The sequence below is a fragment of the Brevibacillus antibioticus genome (assembly GCF_005217615.1).
In the GTDB taxonomy this organism is placed as follows: domain Bacteria; phylum Bacillota; class Bacilli; order Brevibacillales; family Brevibacillaceae; genus Brevibacillus; species Brevibacillus antibioticus.
In genome coordinates, this window is sequence record NZ_SZNK01000001.1 from 283,550 (window position 1) to 300,332 (window position 16,783).

The window sequence follows — 16,783 nt, forward strand, 5'->3', positions numbered from 1 at the left end:
GGTGAAGGTAGACTTTCACGTCCATCTGGAGGAAGGGCCGTATTCGCTGGACTGGTTACTTAAGCAAGCGGAATCATTGCGCCCCCTCGTGGAGAATGCCGAAGTGATGGGGAGCCGAAGATGGGCAAGCTTGCTGACCAATGGGTTGGTAGAACGCCTACAACAAGGCCCGTATTCACGAGATTGGCTTGAATTGTATCGATTACGTGCCAAACAGGCTGGGATTCAGCAAGTTTGCGTGGTCGAGCACTTATATCGTTTTCATGAGTATCGGTCGTACTACGAACAGCATATGCATATCGGCTCTGATCGTTTGGGGGCAGCGCAGCGCAAATGGCTGAGTCAGGTCGCAAACGATTCACTGGACAGCTTTGTTGTTTTCCTGCAAAAAGAGCGGCTTCGTTGGGCGGAGGATGGAATTGAGCTGCGTGTTGGGATTGAATTGGATTATTTTTCGGGTGGAGAAGAGACACTGCGGCATGTCATCAATCAATATCCGTGGGATGTGTGCATAGGAGCCGTGCATTTTCTGGAAGGCTGGGGCTATTCGATCCAGGGTGCACAAGAACGCTTTGGAAGACAGGAGCTAATCGGATTGTACAGCCTTTATTTTGATAAGCTGGAGCAGGCGATCGAATCGCAATTATTCGATGTGATCGCCCATATCGATGGCATCAAAGCGTTTGGTATGCGACCGGATGAGACTGCCCTATTGCCGTATTATCAGCGTGTGGCCCGGGCTCTTGGACGTATCGGGATTGCGACAGAACTCAATACAGGCTACGGTTTGGCGAGTCAATTCCGTGAATTTTCGCCCAGCTATCGTTTTCTGGAAATTTTGTTCCAGAATGGAGTGCCCATCACTTTGGCGTCTAGCGCTACTGCGCCTGATCAAGTCGGTCAGCAGTTGGACGAGGCTCGAGCGCAGTTGAAACGGGTAGGCTATACGAGCTTTGCGGTTTTTGAAAAGCGAAAACGCAGCATGCTCGCTCTGGATTAGTCAAGCTCCCCATTTGTCCCATGATTCTGCTATGATGGGACAAGAATAGTGAATCCAGGGGGGAGTAAGAACCATGGCCTTGCAGGAACAATTAAGAGAGCTGCTCAAAGAGATGGAGCCGCAAATCATTAGCTGGAGGCGTCATCTGCACCAGCATCCCGAGCTTTCCTTTCAAGAAGAGAAGACTCCAGCCCTTATTGCCGAAATATTGAGAGGACTTCACTTCGATGAGGTTCGCACAGGTGTCGGCGGTAGGGGAGTCATTGGCGTTTTGCGCGGAGGGCGCCCGGGTAAGGTCGTCGCGTTGCGTGCGGATTTTGACGCGCTGCCGATTCAGGATCAAAAAGAGGTACCGTATAAATCTACCGTACCCGGTGTCATGCACGCTTGTGGTCATGATGCGCACACTTCCCAGCTACTAGGACTCGCTTCTGTTTTGGCAGCACATCGTGACCAGTTTGCCGGTGAAATTCGCTTTGTTTTTCAGCATGCAGAAGAGGAAAATCCGGGCGGAGCTACCCAAATGGTTCAGGATGGTGCTGTAGATGGCGTCGATGCAATCTTTGGCGTGCATCTCTGGTCGATGTTCCCTGTAGGAAAGGTATTCATTAGTGGAGGTCCGCTCATGGCAAATACGGACGACTTTTCCATCGAGATCAAAGGAAAAGGGGGACACGGAGCTGTTCCGGAAGAAACCGTCGACTCTATTGTGATCGGTTCACAAATCGTCGGTCATCTTCAAACGATTGCCAGCCGCAACGTTAGCCCGTTAGAAAGTGTGGTCGTGACCGTGGGGACGTTCCACGGCGGAGACAGTACGAACATCATCGCAGATAGCTGTCGTTTGACAGGGACTGTCCGCACCTTTTTGCCAGACGTCCGCGATCGTGCGGAGCAGCGCCTGGCAGAAATTGCGGAGGGGACAGCTGCTATGATGGGAGGCAGCGCTACGGTTGTCTACGATCGGGGGTATCCAGCCGTCATTAACCATGAAAAAGAAGCAGCGATTGCACAGGAAGCAGCCATTACTGCATTTGGAGCTGGTCGTGTGGAATCGATGAAGCCGTTGATGGGGGGCGAGGACTTTTCGTACTATTTGGAAAAGGTGCCCGGCGCTTACTTGTTTGTAGGGGCAGGCAATCCGGAAAAACTGGCGACATATCCCCACCACCATCCCCGCTTCGATATCGACGAGGATGCCATGCTCATCGCAGGCGAGCTCTTGGGACGAACAGCGCTGCACTATTTGGAAACACAGCAACGATAAGAAAACGCATGAAAGATGCGCTTTTGCCTACATAGGACAAAGGCGCTTTTTTTGCTTTCAACCATAAGCTATACGAGGATAGCTAGAAAATCGAATAAGGGAGGGAGGGGCCTTTCGGTGAGAAAACGGATAGGCGTACTGACCTACCGAAGAGAATCAGGCTTTGTCGAGCCCGGCTATTTGCGAAGGCTGGTTGAGGCAGGGAGAGAAATGGGGGCAGAGGTTTTTTTATTTAGCCCACAAGATGTCCATTTTGAAGAAAAGCGGATTAACGGTTATGTACCAGATGGCACGAAGTGGAGACGAAAGCGTTTTGCCTGGCCCGATATCGTCATCGACCGTTATCGCTACTATCCATTACCCAAGCATAGCGCCTACTTGCCATTTCGCAAGCAAAATTGGTTCCGTTATGCGAATAATCGCTTCTCGAACAAATATGTCGTTCATCAGATTTTGATACAAGATCCACAGCTACAGCGCTGGCTTCCCGAAACACTCCCCTACGACAGAAAAACGCTTGCCACGATGCTTGCCGATCATCGTCTGGTTTATCTCAAGCCAACAAACGGCACAGGCGGCAGAAGCATACTGCGTGTGGAGAAACGAGCAGGTCGTTACCTTTTGCATGGCAGGACCAAGCAGCAAGCCAAAAGCTGTGAAAAACTGGCGACGCTCACAGAGGTGTGCGAGCGGCTGGAGCATTGGATGAAGAATGAGAAGAGCGGAAACGAGCAGTTTTTTCTTCAACAGGGGCTACAGTTGTCACTGGTTCCCAAGCGAACAGTAGATGCTCGCCTACTCGTGCAAAAGGACGGGAAGGGTCAATGGTGTTTGACCGGAATGGGCATTCGGGTTGGGCCGATCCAATCGTCCACCTCGAATTTGCATGGAGGGGGAACCGCTTTGCCTGCTGTTTCCTTCCTGGTCAAACGATTTGGTCAGGAAATGGCAGAGCGGATTGTACAGGAATGCAAGGAGCTCGCGATTAAGACAGTTACACGCATTGAAGAGCATTTCGGCCTGATGATGGAGTTTGGCTTTGATCTGGGGATTGATGTTAATGGGAAGGTTTGGATTATCGAAATCAATCCGAAGCCAGGTAGAGAAATTTTCAAGCAGATGCGTCAGCACAAGCGATATGCGACGGCGGTTCGACGGCCGTTGGAGTATGCGTTGTATCTTGTTAATAAAGACAATGCAGTGAACTAAAGAGGATCTTCCATAGAGGAAGGTCTTTTTTTGTTCTTTTCGTTTCTTTTAAGAGGGGGACACGGCATAATAATAAAAAAATGGCACAAGAGGTGAAACGCACATGCAAAAACAATCATTTTCCATCGCACTCGACGAGGAGTTAACACTACGCGGAGACATTCATACAGAGGAAGCGGCAGGCTCAGCACAGCCACTCCTGCTGTTTTGCCACGGCTTTAAAGGCTTCAAAGATTGGGGGAGTTTTCCCTACGTAGCCGATGAGCTGGCTAAGCAAGGCATTACCACGATTCGCTTTAACTTTAGCTGCAATGGCGTGGGGGAGAGCTTGACGGAGTTCGACGAGCTGGAGAAATTCGGGCGCAATACGTATGCGCGTGAATTGGCTGATTTGCAAGCGTTGACGGAACGGATTTTGTCAGGCGAGCTTCCTGTACCCGATTATGTGGACAAAACAAAGCTGTACGTACTAGGACACAGCAAAGGCGGCGGTGACGCGATTCTATTCGGAGCAAACAACCCACATGTGGCAGGGATTGTGACCTGGAACGGAATCGCTCACGTCGATTTGTTTGATGAGAAGCTGCGCAGACAAATAGAAGAGACAGGCGTCGGATACATAGCAAATGCACGAACCGGTCAAGACATGCCAATTACAAGAGTTGTGATCGAGGATGTAGACAACAATCGCCAACAATACGATATTTTGGAATTGGTTTCTACGATGGAGCAACCACTGTGCATCATCACAGGGGAAAAAGATTATGTCCGTCTGGTAGAGGGTGCAAAAAGAATTCATCAGGCTGCGAAAAACAGCGAGCTGCACTGGATAGAAGGCGGAGATCATACATTTAACACGCGTCATCCGTTTGCGGGTACATCGGCTCCGTTGGAAGCTGCGATCAAGCAAACCGTCGCATTTGTCCGCGCCCCACGGACATAGAAAAAACCTCAATTTTCCCGCGTTTTCTTTCCATTTGGGCTGTGGTATACTGGGAATCGTTCTAACGGTTCGAATGATGTGATTATTCAGAAAAACAACAGAACAGGTGGAGAAGAAACATGAATAGCAAGGTGTATCTGTATGATACGACCCTGCGAGATGGTACGCAGGGAGAGGGGATCAGCCTGTCGGTAGAAGACAAGATAAAGATCGCACTGCGGCTGGATCAGTTTGGTATCGATTTTATTGAAGGCGGTTGGCCTGGCAGCAATCCAAAGGACATGGCTTTTTTTGAGCGTATCCGGGAGATTTCGCTACAGCACGCAAAGGTAACGGCTTTTGGCAGTACCTGTAGACCGAATGTAGCAGCGGCGGATGATGAGAATTTGCAAGCGTTGATCTTAAGCGGAGCTTCGGCAGCGGCGATCTTCGGGAAATCATGGGACTTACACGTGACGGATGCTCTCAAGACGACGTTGGAAGAAAACGTGCGCATGGTCGCTGATTCGGTCGCATTTTTAAAAGAAAACGGACTGACGACTCTCTTTTTGGCAGAGCATTTCTTTGATGGGTACAAGGCGAATCCACGCTACGCATTGCGGGTGCTGGAAGCAGCAGAAGAGGCTGGCGCTGAATGGATTGTTCTCTGTGATACAAACGGCGGGACACTGCCGCATGAAGTCTATGATATTGTCAAAACGACTGTGGGCCATCTACGGACGCCTGTAGGCATTCATCCGCATAATGACAGTGGAGTGGCGGTTGCCAATGCACTAGCTGCGATTCAGGCGGGCGCACAGCAAGTCCAAGGAACGATTAACGGTATCGGTGAGCGCTGCGGGAACGTCAACCTAATCTCCGTGATTCCGAATTTGCAGCTCAAGCTGGGCTATCATTGTGTGAGCAGTGATCAATTGCAGGAGCTGACACAGCTGTCTCGCTATGTAGCGGAAATTGCCAACATGACGATGCCGAACAACCAGCCGTTTGTAGGCTACAGTGCTTTTGCTCACAAGGGCGGTATTCACGTAAGTGCCGTGATGCGCGATCCGAAAACGTACGAGCACATCGAGCCGGAAAACATCGGCAACAAACGTCGCGTACTCGTCTCAGAGCTCGCAGGACAAAGCAATTTGCTCGCCAAAATGGAAGAACTCGAGATTGACCTCTCGCTGGACCGCGAAAAGGCGAGAGAAATCATTACACATATCAAAGAGCGCGAATTCCAAGGCTATCAATATGAGGGAGCAGAGGCTTCGCTCACGCTGATGCTGCTGGAAGCCTCCGGCAAGCTAAAAAACCTGTTCAAGCTAGACTCCTTCAAAATTATGCTGGAAAAGGCAGCTATCCAATCGATCACATCGGAGGCAACCGTGAAGCTGCGGGTGAACGGGGAGTCTGTCCATACGGCGGCTGATGGCAACGGTCCGGTGAACGCGCTGGACAATGCGATGCGAAAAGCTTTGGAGAGCTACTACCCGTGCATAGCAAAAATGCAGCTAGAAGATTACAAGGTGCGTGTTTTGGACGAAAACGGCGCGACAGCCGCAAAAGTACGTGTCCTAATCGAATCCTCGAGCAACGGCGAAAAGTGGAGCACAGTCGGCGTCTCCACGAACGTTATCGAAGCGAGCTGGGAAGCGCTGGCAGACAGTATCCGTTACTTGCTGTGGAAAGAAGGCTGCGAGGAAGTCGGAAGCCTTGCTTCCTCCGGGACGCGTGTAGGAATTGTGAATCATTAACAAAGGAACCAGCCCGGGCAGATACCGCCGGGCTGGTTTTCCTTTGGTTTGCAAGTTTTAAAAGGTAACGATCAACGTACAAGGCTAGTGAGAAGAAAAAGCACAGGGCTCGTAGACCTTGACAACGCCTACCCAGTCGGAACTTCCAAAAGGGGACCACGCTTGTCGAACACTTCTTCCCTGAGAAGCATCCGCCCGTAGGGTGGCTTTGGCTCGACGGTCCCCTTTTGGAAATGGAGACGGCCAGTCAATCCCCCTGCTGGCGTGTCAGAGTCGAAGAGAACTGTGCTTTTTCTTCTCCTCCACCATGTTGACTCAACCCAGATTTTTAAGGTTGGACAGAAGAACCCGGCCGATCAATCAGCTGCCGCAGCTTTGTCTCCGTGGCAGAATTCGGGTCAGGCGTGTAAATGCTGCAACGCAAATCCGCATTCCCGGAGACTTGCAGCGAAGTCAGATCAAAGAGCATTTTCCCTACCTTCGCATGACGGAATTCCAGTAAAACCTCCGGCGCTGAGCTGACGCGACTCTGCTCCCACAGATCGTGAAAGTCGGGATGAACCTGCCGCATCTCGCTTAAAAACTGCTCGTACCACTCGTCCTCTACATACTGACCGTAATTGGCGCGAAAAATCGCGAGAAAGCCACTGACGAAATGCTCCCAATTGACGGCCAGCCGCCGTAATTCCTTTCGCGTAAACACCAGTCGGATCAAATTGCGCTCTTCATAAGGGATTTGTTCAAAATCAAGAAAGACATGTACGGCTGCCTCGTTCCAGCCCACAATATGACTGCGCCGATCTGAAATGATGGCTGGACACGAGCGCAACTCTTTTAAGATTCGTTTCAGGGCAGGATTGATCTGCGGTGGTTCATCTTTTTGCACGTCTTGCCCGACACCCGTGCCTGTATCCAGTGCCAGCGCATACAAATATTTGCGCTCATCGACAGTAAGCTGCAAGGCTCTTGCTACCGCATCCAGAACAGAAGGCGAGACCTTGATATCGCGGCCTTGTTCCAGCCATGTATACCAGGTGGAGCTAACCCCGGCAAGCTGAGCCACTTCTTCTCTTCGTAGCCCAGGTGTTCTTCTACGCGTCCCAGGAGCCAGCCCGATCGATTGTGGCAGGATTTTGGCGCGTTGCGCTTTCAAAAAAGTAGACAGTGCCTGCAAACGCGTTTGCTGATTCATGGAACACCCTCCTTTTCCTCAACTGGGTAAGTTTGTTAGACTAGTACTCATTATACTAGGATAAACAACAACTTGTAATAGGATAACTCGTGTGACAAGATGATTTCCATAAGGCACTCGAATAGGAGGCTTACCATGGAAAAAGTCGTTGTCACAGGAATGGGAGTAATCTCCCCGATAGGGAATTCAGTGAATCAGTTTTGGAACAGTCTCGTGCAAGGAAAGTCTGGTATCTCTCCAATTGATACTTTTGATACAGCACGAAATAAAACGAAAATCGCAGGTTTGGTGCGAGATTTTGATCCGGTGGAGCGGTTTGGGCGCAAAGAAGCGCGGCGAATGGATCGCTTTTGCCAGTTTGCCCTTGCTGCTGTAGAAGAAGCACTAGAGGATGCAGAACTTCAGCTGGACGAGTTGGACCGCGAGCGAATCGGGGTTTATGTAGGCTCTGGCATCGGTGGGGTAGGGACGCTTCTTGAGCAGCATAACGTTCTTCGTGAACGAGGGCCTGAGCGGGTCAGCCCGACGCTTGTTCCCATGCTAATTTCCAACATGGCAGCAGCGATGATCAGCATCAAGTACGGTCTATACGGTCCGACAATGTCACCTGTTACTGCTTGCTCGATTGGGAATACGTCCATCGGAGAGGCTTTCCGGCTCATTCGGGCGGGCGGGGCGGATGTCGTCATCGCAGGAGGGTCTGAGGCCGCAGTGACAGACATATCTCTCGCCAGCTTTAGCAATGCGACGGCATTGTCTACAAGAAATGATGATCCAGCAGGAGCGAGTCGGCCATTTGATGCCAAGCGGGATGGGTTTGTCATGGCAGAGGGTGCCGGAATTGTAATCTTGGAATCAGAATCACACGCCAAGAAAAGAAACGCCCGCATGTATGCCGAGGTGATTGGCTATGGGGCAAGCTCTGACGCCTATCATATGGTGGCGACACATCCAGAAGGAATCGGTCCCTATCGTGCGATGAAATGGGCCCTCCAGGAAGCAGGGGTGCAACCGACAGACGTGAATGTCATCAGCGCGCACGCAACCAGCACAGAAATCGGAGATCGCTCCGAGACACTAGCGATCAAAAAGCTGTTTGGCGACCATGCGTACCATGTACCAATCACCGCGAACAAATCGATGACGGGACATATGTTTGGTGCAGCAGGGGGTGCGGAGGCGATCGCCCTGATTAAGAGCTTGCAGGAAGGAATCATTCCCCCGACGATCAACCAGGAGGAGCAAGACCCGGACTGCGATCTGGACTATGTGCCAAATACAGCACGCAAAGCCACGCTCGACATCGGCATGTCCAATTCCTTTGGCTTTGGCGGCCACAACGCAGTCATTGTGTTGAAAAAAGTGTAACGGATAGAGTCTGTTTCCGTAGTCTCCGGTAGACTATGAAAGCAGGCTTTTTTCATTTCGGTAAAAAATGTGAAACGTTTTACAGTCCTAATTTCTCTAACAGGGGAGAAAAGGAGGGGAACAGATTGAACAAAAAGCTGGGTCTCGTTGCACGCGCCAAGACCGGTGATTCAGAGGCATTCCAAATGCTCATGCATCAGGAAAAAGCAAATCTGTACAAGATGGCTTTCGTGTACACGCGCAACGAAGAGGATGCGCTGGAGGTTTTTCAGGAAACAGTCTATAAGGCCTTGATATCCATTTCAACCGTAAAGGACGATCAATATTTTACGACATGGCTGACGCGAATTTTGATCAACACGGCGATTGCCTATTTGGCTAAAAAGCGAAAGGTCATTTCGCTAAGTAAAGACATGATCGAAAATATGCGAGATACAGAAGGTGTAAGGCTGGAAGAACGAATAGACCTTTTGGAAGCAATGGAAGAGCTCGAAGAAAAGTATGTAACGGTTCTCTTGCTACGATTTTATAAGGACTATTCTGTAAAGCAAATCGCAGCCTTGCTAGATTGCCCGGAAGGCACCGTGAAAACGAACATACACAGAGGGCTAACTCTATTAAGGAAGAAGCTGAAAGGGGAGTATTTCAATGAGAGAAAAAATTCATGCCTATAAAGAGCAAGTAGATCGCATTCCGGTCCCTACAGAGAAGCTGGACGACATTATCACCAAAACGGTTCGAGAAGCATCCCCACAAAGAAAACGCCTAAACAAAAGGAAGCTGGTGTATAGCACAGGGGCTGCGGTCGTTGCAGTAGGTATTTTGTTTAGCTCAGCGACTGTCTCACCCGCGATGGCGAACCTGGTCTCCAAGGTGCCTCTGATCGGATCGATATTCGCGACTTACGGTGACAGCGGATTGAAGCAAGCGAGTGAAAAAGGCTTAACGACTGTCATCGGCGAGTCGCAGGTAGTGGGTGGAAACGCGATTACTGTCAATGAAGTCTACTATGATGGGACACGCTTTACGATTGGGTACACATTAGAAACGAAGGAGGCTGTCGGAGAGCATTATTTAGGCTCCTCACTAGATTTGACAGTGAACGGGGAAGCATTTGGATATGCAGGAAGCAGCACCCAAACACAAATTACTCCGACGCTTGCGACCGGAATTGTCGAAATCGACGCAATGAATGGCTTGCCTCAGGAGTTCAAGCTAGGGTTGAGCCTCCAGGGGGAGGACGGCAAGAAGTGGAGCTTCTCCCTACCAATCAGTGAACGTACAGATACGAAACGCATTCCGGTTAATCACAAGCAACAAGCTGGAGGCATTGACCTGACGATTTCGGATGTCACAATGGGTCCAGCAGGGCTGGTTGTGAGCTTCCAGGCAGTAACGGAGGAAATTGGGTATTTATCGAGCTATTTGGAATTCAAGGTGGTTGATGAAAAAGGGAACGAGCTGGGAGCGTACTCAGGCGGCAGCCAAGGTAAAAAGTCCGACGGCAAAGAGTATCTCACGGGTACAAGACGTTTCGACCCAGTGGCAGCGGATGTAAAAGAATTAACGATCACGCCATATATGTCATGGCCTACGAACGGTGGCGGTGTCGAAATCGATGGCAAAGGGAAAGAAACACTGATCCAATCGGCAATCGAGACGATACAAAAGCATGGAAAAAACATCAAGTTCCATACGTTTACCGTTTCCTTGCAAAAATAAAACCGCGCAAAAAAGCGTCCCTCCACGTACAGGAGCGACGCTTTTTTATTTGATCAGGGTAAAAACTAGGATTGCTTTCTCATCGCACCCAGTTCTTCAACGATGGCGGTCATTTCATTGATACCAAACGCCGCTTTTTTCTGCACCATGTTGTACAGGTACAGCAAATCCTCGTAATGAACGAGATCGAAATCCTCCGGGCGCATCACCGCCGTATTCGCCATGTTCAGCTTTGCTTTGATGCCCTCGATAATAACGGCCAGGTTTTCTACAGTCGGTTGATTCAGGTCAGCCATACTTTCTCTCTCCTCTCATCAAAGCTGGTATTTATTTCGTCAGTTGCCCACGTGTGACGCCCAACTGGTTGGTTGCTTTCAGTGTACGCCATACGTGTGTACCACTCACTTCTCCGCGCAATGCCTTGCGATACAGACTGATTACCTCTTTCACGCGCTCTGGCTCTTCTTCCAAAAACTCGATGCGATAGCTACCGACATTCAGGGAGCGGAACTCACTCAAGTACTCAGCACCTGACTGGTCAATCGCGTTATAAACGGTATTGCGGCAACCGGTATCCACACGTATAGGGTGAGAGAAACCGACGCGGTCTTTCAAAGAAATGCGGGAGGTCTCACATGGAGTTCCGCAGTTTGTATGGTCAGTACCTTCACTCATGAATGTGCAGTATACGCAGTGCTCCGTGTGGAACATCGGCATGTGCTGGTGGATAACGAGCTCCATGTTCGCAGCGTTTGAGCGGCTGAGCATATCGACCATTTGCTGGATGTTCAGATCGTACGATGGCGTGACGCGCTCAAGACCTGTTGCCAGGAACAGCTCAACTGCCTTGTGGTTCGCGACATTCAAGGAGAAATCGCCAATCAGTGGAATGTCGATTTCATCACGACGAGACAAGTAGTAGTAGAGTGCTCCCGTATTGCGCACCAGAATAGCGTCTGGCTTGCTTTTCGCGATCAGGGCAAGGACACCGTTTTCATCCGGCATATGAATGCGCATCGTAGCAATCCCGATCTTTTTCCCGTACTTATGGGCCAGCTTGACACCCTCTGGATACTGCTTGACGAATTCAAAGTCAGCGTAGAGGAAGTCCACATCGGTTTGCGCGGCTGCTTCCAATTGCTCAAGCGAGCGGCACAGTGCTGTCAGGAGCGGCTTTTCCACTGGCTGGCTCTTCGGGGCATCCGCGTATACGTTGATATCGTGATGGTGATAAATCGGCGGCTTAGAGCGCAGGAACACGAGCTGTTCGACCGCGTCACGACGCATCCGGTTCAACTCGCTGACAGGTACGATGAGATCCCCTTCGAGATCGACAGTCAGATCGTGAGCTTCCAGGTGGAAAATGGTTCCGCCCAGACGGCTGAGTTGATCGTGCAGCAATTCAGCCGTCAGAGGACGCTTCAAAGCAGTCTCCAAAAGCACCTCAGAAGGAACACTGACAGCGTGATTCGCCTGTTTATCCACCCAAGTGACGCTAAGCTTTTCACCCAGCTTGCCGCTTACGTGAACAGACAGTGGGAAGGTGCGATAAGGCTTTTCTGTCTCGAACGTTTTGCGCAGGCGACGATCCAGCTCAGGATCACTTGTTTTCCATACGCGGTCACCGACGTGAAGACGCTTCAGATTCACGTCATTGCGTCCCATAACGATTTCGTACATGCCTTTGGAAACTTCGCCTTCTACTTTTTTACTGCGGCTCAAAATATCGTAGATGCGACCGCCTTCTTCTTTTTGCGTGGGATCACCCGCGTCGAACACGATTCCGTCTCCGCGTTTGACAGGAGCAGTGATTTCCACCAAAACGCCTGTAGGAAGCAGTTTTTTCACGGTTCCCAAAAACACACCGCGGCTTTTCGGGAACGATCCATCTACGAGCTGCTTGTTGTTTGTCCCAGTCAAAAATCCGTGTGTAAACCCGCGAGAGAAGCTTTGTTGCAGCTCGCGTACTTCTACCTCGGTTGGTCCTGTATCTTGTCCAGCAAAATAGCGCTCGATGGCGGCATTGTATTTACTCACGACGTTTGCCACGTATTCAGGTGTTTTCAGACGACCTTCAATTTTAAAGGAAGTCACGCCAGCCTCGATCAATTCAGGAACCAAATCGATGGCAGCCAAATCCTTCGGGGACAGCACGTAAGCGATATTTCCCATATCCTTTTGCACACCGTCTACCATCAGGTCATACGGCAAGCGACAGGCTTGGGCACACTCTCCGCGGTTTGCCGAGCGTCCCCCCCACATTTCTGAGGTCAGGCATTGTCCGGAATAAGAAACGCACAAGGCACCGTGGACGAATACTTCCATCGGCAACTTTGCTTTTTCTCCGATTTTTTTGATCTCTTTTAATGAATTTTCACGACCGAGTACCACGCGTTCCATATCAAATGGCTTCGTGAACTCCACCGCTTCCGGCGAAGTAATCGTCATTTGTGTAGAGCCGTGAATCGGGAAGTCTGGAGAAATCTCGCGGATCATCTTTACAAGACCGAGGTCTTGTACGATCACAGCATCTACGCCAGCGTGAATACAGGCGTCTATCAACTCGCGTGCATCCTCTAGTTCATTTTCAAAAACGAGAATATTAAAGGTAAGGAAGCCCTTTACCCCGTACATGTGCAAATAAGCCATAATCTCAGGCAGCTCCGCCATTTGGAAGTTCTCAGCACGCGCACGCGCGTTGAACTTTTCTACCCCAAAAAAGATGGCATTGGCTCCATTGGCTACGGCTGCCTTCAAACAGTCCCAGTTACCAGCAGGTGCCAACAGCTCGATATCTTCACGTTTTATACCATTTCGCATTTGTATGTCATTACCTCCAAGGTCTTCAAACAAGCTCTTCTTCATCATAGGGAAATGTGCTGGTCACCGCAACAAAAACATCCTTTCTGCCAGATGTTGAAAATGTGCCTTCCAGAAAGACACCTAGTGATGGTATTCTGTAAGAAAAATCAAAATGTTCTGAGATATACAGGGACCGATATATGTTAATCATCAAAGACATAACCTCGAACAAGATAAGCGTCAAGTCATCAATGGTTATCGTTTGTAGCTCGATCCGTGTCATTTTGGCGATGAGCTTTCCAGTACAACTCAGTAATGGTATGGCGTACGATTTACGCTCGATACCGATCATTATTACCATTTTATAAGCGGGTTATATCCCGGGCATTTTGACGATTTTGGTGATGCTTGTTGTAAGGATCGTTCTGGGTGGCGATGGCGTTCTCATAACGATTACCTGGAGCCGCTAGTGGAAATTGGCTACCTCGCTTTGATCGTACAAGGTGGAGCCGGTTATTTCATCGAGTTTATTCGGGAATCTCATATGATCCGCAAGCAGGTCGAACGTTCGGAAAAGCTGAACCTGATCAGCGAGCTGGCAGCCAGTGTCGCCCATGAAGTGCGCAATCCACTCACAGTGGTACGAGGCTTTGTCCAATTGTTGCGTGAGGAGACGAATCCGAAAAACGTGGAATACATCCGATTGGTCTTAAATGAACTCGATTGGGCTGCCTTTTTATTCTACAAAGGAAAAAGGAACAGGTCTCGGCTTGATGGTAACCTGCCGGATCATCGAGGCGATGCAAGGGACGATCCACTTTCAGAGTGAATACGGGCACGGAACGCAGGTGACGATTCAACTGCCTGCCGTGTATACGATCGAAAAAGGAGGCGAACATGGACAAAGAACAAGAGGTGTGGGAGCGACTCTTACATGAGTTGGCTGTCATCAGGAGTGAATTAAAAGCGTTCAAGCTCGAAACACGTGCAGAACTCTATCAAATCAAAAGCGAGCTGAAAGAATGGCAGCAGCGAGAAGAACAGCGAAGGCTCCCGAGCGAAGGGGAATAGACCATGCGACGTTCCATAAACCGATGGTGGCAAAAAACAGGAAAAGCTTTTTTCGCAGCAGGTTTGGCTTTAGCGCTTGCTGCATGCGGACAACCACAGGAAGCAGCAAAACCTGCCACACAACCAACGGCAGAAGCTACACCTGCTAATGCATCTGGGCAACCCGAACAAATACTCAGACTGAATAACTTTACAGAACCGCTCTCTCTTCATCCCGGACTCATTTCGGATGTTTGGTCATCCAATGTTATTTTTCAGACGTTTGAGGGACTGACTCGCATTGACGACAAGGGCGTTCCACAGCCTGCCATGGCCCAGGAAATCAAGGCATCAGACGATTTGTTGACGTACACCTTTACGATTCGTGACAATGCGAAGTGGTCGAACGGCGATCCTGTAACTGCGCACGATTTTGAAAACGCCTGGAAATGGGCACTCGATTCCAAAAACGGCTCCCAGTATGCCTACCAGCTGTTTTATGTGAAAAATGCAGAGGCGGCCTTTGCTGGCAAAGCGAAGCCCGAAGAGGTCGGGGTCAAGGCAACAGATGACAAGACACTGGTCGTCCAACTGGAAAACCCGACGCCGTTTTTTCTGGAGCTGACGGCTTTTTACAGCTACTTTCCGCTAAATACCAAAGTGGTGAAAGACAATCCGGACTGGGCGAAGGAAGCAGGACCAGCCTACACCTCGAATGGACCGTTCAAACTCGCTGCGTGGGAGCATAAAAACAAGCTAACGCTTACGAAAAACGAGCATTATTGGGAAGCAGACGCTGTCAAGCTGACCAAAATCGAATGAATATGATCAATGACGCGAATACAGAGCTGTCCATGCTGGAGAGCGGCGATCTCGATTGGGCAGGTGCCCCGGCTGGCAATCTTCCGCTCGATGCGATGCCGACCTTGAAGGATAAAGGATTGTTGGTGATCACCCCAAAAGCCGGGACGTACTGGTATGAATTCAACACAGAGCAAAAGCCTTTCCACAACAAAAAAATTCGCCAAGCCTTTTCATACGCGATCAACCGGAAAGACATCGTGGAAAACATCACACAAGGAGGGGAACTGGTTGCGACAGCCGTAGTGCCGCCTACGATGTTTGCTGAGAACGAGCAAGGCTTGTTTACAGACAACGACCTGGAAAAAGCCAAGCAGCTATTGGCGGAAGGCATGAAGGAAGAAGGGTATGCCAGCATCGACCAGCTCCCGCCGATTACTCTATCCTATAATACGGAGGAAGCACAGACCAAAATCGCGCAAGCCGTACAGGACATGTGGCAAAAAAACTTGGGTGTGCATGTCAAGCTGGAGAATCAGGAATGGAATGTCTACTATGAAAACGTGAAAAACGGGAAGTACCAAGTAGCGCGGATGGGGTGGACGGGGGATTTCAACGATCCGATCAACTTCCTAGAAATATTCCGAACGAAGGAAGGCAACAACCATACTCGTTGGGAGAATCGTCAATATGCCGATCTATTGGCGGCTTCTGCCAAAGAGAAGGATGCTGCCAAACGAAAAGCGATCTTGCAAGAGGCTGAGAAAATCTTGGTGGACGAAATGCCAGTCATTCCGTTTTACTTCAAGTCTACGGTGTATGCGCAGAACCCCAAGTTGAAAGGCGTAGTCATTTCAGGTCTAGGAAACGCGCAGTACAAATGGGCCTATTTCGAATAAATCATAAATAGTCACATTCGAAGGGCTGGTCAGTCGGATTATTCCACGACCAGCCCTTCGAATACGATAGAGACCTTCTCTTCCATGATTTCTTCGAGTGCCCAGGCGCCTTCGCTGCGTACCCAATCATAAAGAGCGTTATAGTAAATGTTTTCCAACATATTCGCAGCGACCAGGGGGTTGAATTTGCTTTTCAATTGATTTTTTTCTTGCGCTTCTTCAATCAGGTCAGCGAACAGTTGGCGCAATTCAAAGTACATGTTCTTTTCGTTCTCAAGTACTTTTCGATGTTTCATCGAGGATTCTACGACGACTTTGATGAAATCGAAATTGGTGATGGTGACTTCATTCATGATCTTGTAGATTCGCAGCACCTTCGACTTGCAGTCGTTACCATAGTCCCACTCTTCCCGACGCTCCTCTATTTCATGCAGACGCTCATATCCCCAGTTAGCGAGAATGGCTTCTTTTGAAGTGAAATGCAGAAAGATCGTACCGCGTGCAACATCCGCTTCTTCGGAAATCATGTCGATTGTGGTTGCTTCAAAGCCGTGCGTTTTGAAAAGCTTGATGGCAGAATTGAAGATTTTTTCGCGTGTTTCGCGCTTTTTCCGTTCCCGTCTCGTCGTCAAGTTATGTAGCACCTCCTTAAGAACTCGTACGCTTGATTATAACACAACCGTTATCTAACAAAAGAATCGTTCATACAATTAAGCATAAATTAGGTGAAAAAAGGATAGACTTCTGCGCAGTACGAATGTATATTTATATACTATAATGAATAAATA

13 protein-coding genes and 2 pseudogenes are annotated in these 16,783 nt (G+C 49.6%); 11 read left to right on the forward strand and 4 right to left on the reverse strand.

Features of this window, described 5'->3' with window-relative positions:
• The first annotated feature begins 1 nt into the window (after position 1).
• From E8L90_RS01305 to cimA, 5 genes are all read left to right on the forward strand, one after another.
• Positions 2 to 1,000, forward strand: coding sequence for a histidinol phosphate phosphatase domain-containing protein (locus E8L90_RS01305; RefSeq protein WP_137027661.1), 999 nt, complete (start codon positions 2 to 4; stop codon positions 998 to 1,000).
• 73 nt (positions 1,001 to 1,073) lie between these two features.
• Positions 1,074 to 2,267, forward strand: a complete 1,194-nt coding sequence (locus tag E8L90_RS01310; protein WP_137027662.1) for a M20 metallopeptidase family protein — start codon at positions 1,074 to 1,076, stop codon at positions 2,265 to 2,267.
• Between the two features lie 117 nt (positions 2,268 to 2,384).
• Positions 2,385 to 3,476 carry a YheC/YheD family endospore coat-associated protein gene (locus E8L90_RS01315; RefSeq protein WP_137027663.1) on the forward strand — a complete coding sequence of 364 codons (1,092 nt, stop codon included), beginning with the start codon at positions 2,385 to 2,387 and terminating at the stop codon, positions 3,474 to 3,476.
• 103 nt (positions 3,477 to 3,579) lie between these two features.
• Entirely contained in the window at positions 3,580 to 4,419 is an 840-nt protein-coding gene (locus tag E8L90_RS01320; protein WP_137027664.1) for an alpha/beta hydrolase, read from the forward strand.
• Between the two features lie 119 nt (positions 4,420 to 4,538).
• Entirely contained in the window at positions 4,539 to 6,161 is a 1,623-nt protein-coding gene (cimA, locus tag E8L90_RS01325) for a citramalate synthase (RefSeq protein WP_137027665.1), read from the forward strand.
• A gap of 328 nt (positions 6,162 to 6,489) precedes the next feature.
• On the opposite strand, the gene E8L90_RS01335 is transcribed toward cimA, so the two are convergent.
• Positions 6,490 to 7,353 carry a helix-turn-helix transcriptional regulator gene (locus E8L90_RS01335; RefSeq protein ID WP_137027666.1) on the reverse strand — a complete coding sequence of 288 codons (864 nt, stop codon included), beginning with the start codon at positions 7,351 to 7,353 and terminating at the stop codon, positions 6,490 to 6,492.
• Between the two features lie 135 nt (positions 7,354 to 7,488).
• Between E8L90_RS01335 and fabF the strand changes: the two genes are divergently transcribed.
• The 3 genes from fabF to E8L90_RS01350 all read left to right on the forward strand — a co-directional run bounded on the left by fabF (position 7,489) and on the right by E8L90_RS01350 (position 10,443).
• A complete protein-coding gene (gene fabF, locus E8L90_RS01340) occupies positions 7,489 to 8,721 on the forward strand; it encodes a beta-ketoacyl-ACP synthase II (protein ID WP_137027667.1) in 1,233 nt (410 codons plus the stop codon).
• Between the two features lie 125 nt (positions 8,722 to 8,846).
• Positions 8,847 to 9,395, forward strand: a complete 549-nt coding sequence (locus E8L90_RS01345) for a sigma-70 family RNA polymerase sigma factor (RefSeq protein WP_137027668.1) — start codon at positions 8,847 to 8,849, stop codon at positions 9,393 to 9,395.
• Complete coding sequence (locus tag E8L90_RS01350; RefSeq protein ID WP_137027669.1) at positions 9,370 to 10,443, forward strand: DUF4179 domain-containing protein; 1,074 nt, start codon at positions 9,370 to 9,372, stop codon at positions 10,441 to 10,443. The genes E8L90_RS01345 and E8L90_RS01350 overlap by 26 nt, the downstream gene beginning before the upstream one ends.
• Before the next feature lie 65 nt (positions 10,444 to 10,508).
• Here the strand turns inward: E8L90_RS01350 and E8L90_RS01355 are convergent, their stop codons facing one another.
• Both E8L90_RS01355 and E8L90_RS01360 read right to left on the reverse strand, forming a co-directional pair.
• On the reverse strand, positions 10,509 to 10,739 hold the full coding sequence (locus E8L90_RS01355) for a DUF1128 domain-containing protein (protein WP_007722824.1): 231 nt from the start codon (positions 10,737 to 10,739) through the stop codon (positions 10,509 to 10,511).
• 31 nt (positions 10,740 to 10,770) lie between these two features.
• Positions 10,771 to 13,263 carry a U32 family peptidase gene (locus E8L90_RS01360; RefSeq protein WP_137027670.1) on the reverse strand — a complete coding sequence of 831 codons (2,493 nt, stop codon included), beginning with the start codon at positions 13,261 to 13,263 and terminating at the stop codon, positions 10,771 to 10,773.
• Between the two features lie 496 nt (positions 13,264 to 13,759).
• Here E8L90_RS01360 and E8L90_RS30535 point away from each other — a divergent pair.
• The 3 genes and pseudogenes from E8L90_RS30535 to E8L90_RS01370 all read left to right on the forward strand — a co-directional run.
• Positions 13,760 to 14,183, forward strand: a pseudogene (locus E8L90_RS30535) (histidine kinase dimerization/phospho-acceptor domain-containing protein); the annotation flags it as partial.
• On the forward strand, positions 14,143 to 14,316 hold the full coding sequence (locus E8L90_RS30040; protein ID WP_167497570.1) for a hypothetical protein: 174 nt from the start codon (positions 14,143 to 14,145) through the stop codon (positions 14,314 to 14,316). The pseudogene E8L90_RS30535 and the gene E8L90_RS30040, both read left to right, overlap by 41 nt.
• Before the next feature lie 3 nt (positions 14,317 to 14,319).
• Positions 14,320 to 15,995, forward strand: a pseudogene (locus E8L90_RS01370) (peptide ABC transporter substrate-binding protein).
• Between the two features lie 38 nt (positions 15,996 to 16,033).
• Here E8L90_RS01370 and E8L90_RS01375 read toward each other — a convergent pair.
• On the reverse strand, positions 16,034 to 16,627 hold the full coding sequence (locus E8L90_RS01375; RefSeq protein WP_137027671.1) for a TetR/AcrR family transcriptional regulator: 594 nt from the start codon (positions 16,625 to 16,627) through the stop codon (positions 16,034 to 16,036).
• Positions 16,628 to 16,783 lie beyond the last annotated feature (156 nt).

Coding starts and splice junctions, on each gene's coding strand:
- E8L90_RS01350 (WP_137027669.1), top strand. CDS start 9,370: ATGAGAGAAAAAATTCATGCCTATAAAGAGCAAGTAGATCGCATTCCG.
- E8L90_RS01360 (WP_137027670.1), bottom strand. CDS start 13,263: ATGCGAAATGGTATAAAACGTGAAGATATCGAGCTGTTGGCACCTGCT.
- fabF (WP_137027667.1), top strand. CDS start 7,489: ATGGAAAAAGTCGTTGTCACAGGAATGGGAGTAATCTCCCCGATAGGG.
- E8L90_RS30040 (WP_167497570.1), top strand. CDS start 14,143: ATGGACAAAGAACAAGAGGTGTGGGAGCGACTCTTACATGAGTTGGCT.
- cimA (WP_137027665.1), top strand. CDS start 4,539: ATGAATAGCAAGGTGTATCTGTATGATACGACCCTGCGAGATGGTACG.
- E8L90_RS01355 (WP_007722824.1), bottom strand. CDS start 10,739: ATGGCTGACCTGAATCAACCGACTGTAGAAAACCTGGCCGTTATTATC.
- E8L90_RS01335 (WP_137027666.1), bottom strand. CDS start 7,353: ATGAATCAGCAAACGCGTTTGCAGGCACTGTCTACTTTTTTGAAAGCG.
- E8L90_RS01310 (WP_137027662.1), top strand. CDS start 1,074: ATGGCCTTGCAGGAACAATTAAGAGAGCTGCTCAAAGAGATGGAGCCG.
- E8L90_RS01320 (WP_137027664.1), top strand. CDS start 3,580: ATGCAAAAACAATCATTTTCCATCGCACTCGACGAGGAGTTAACACTA.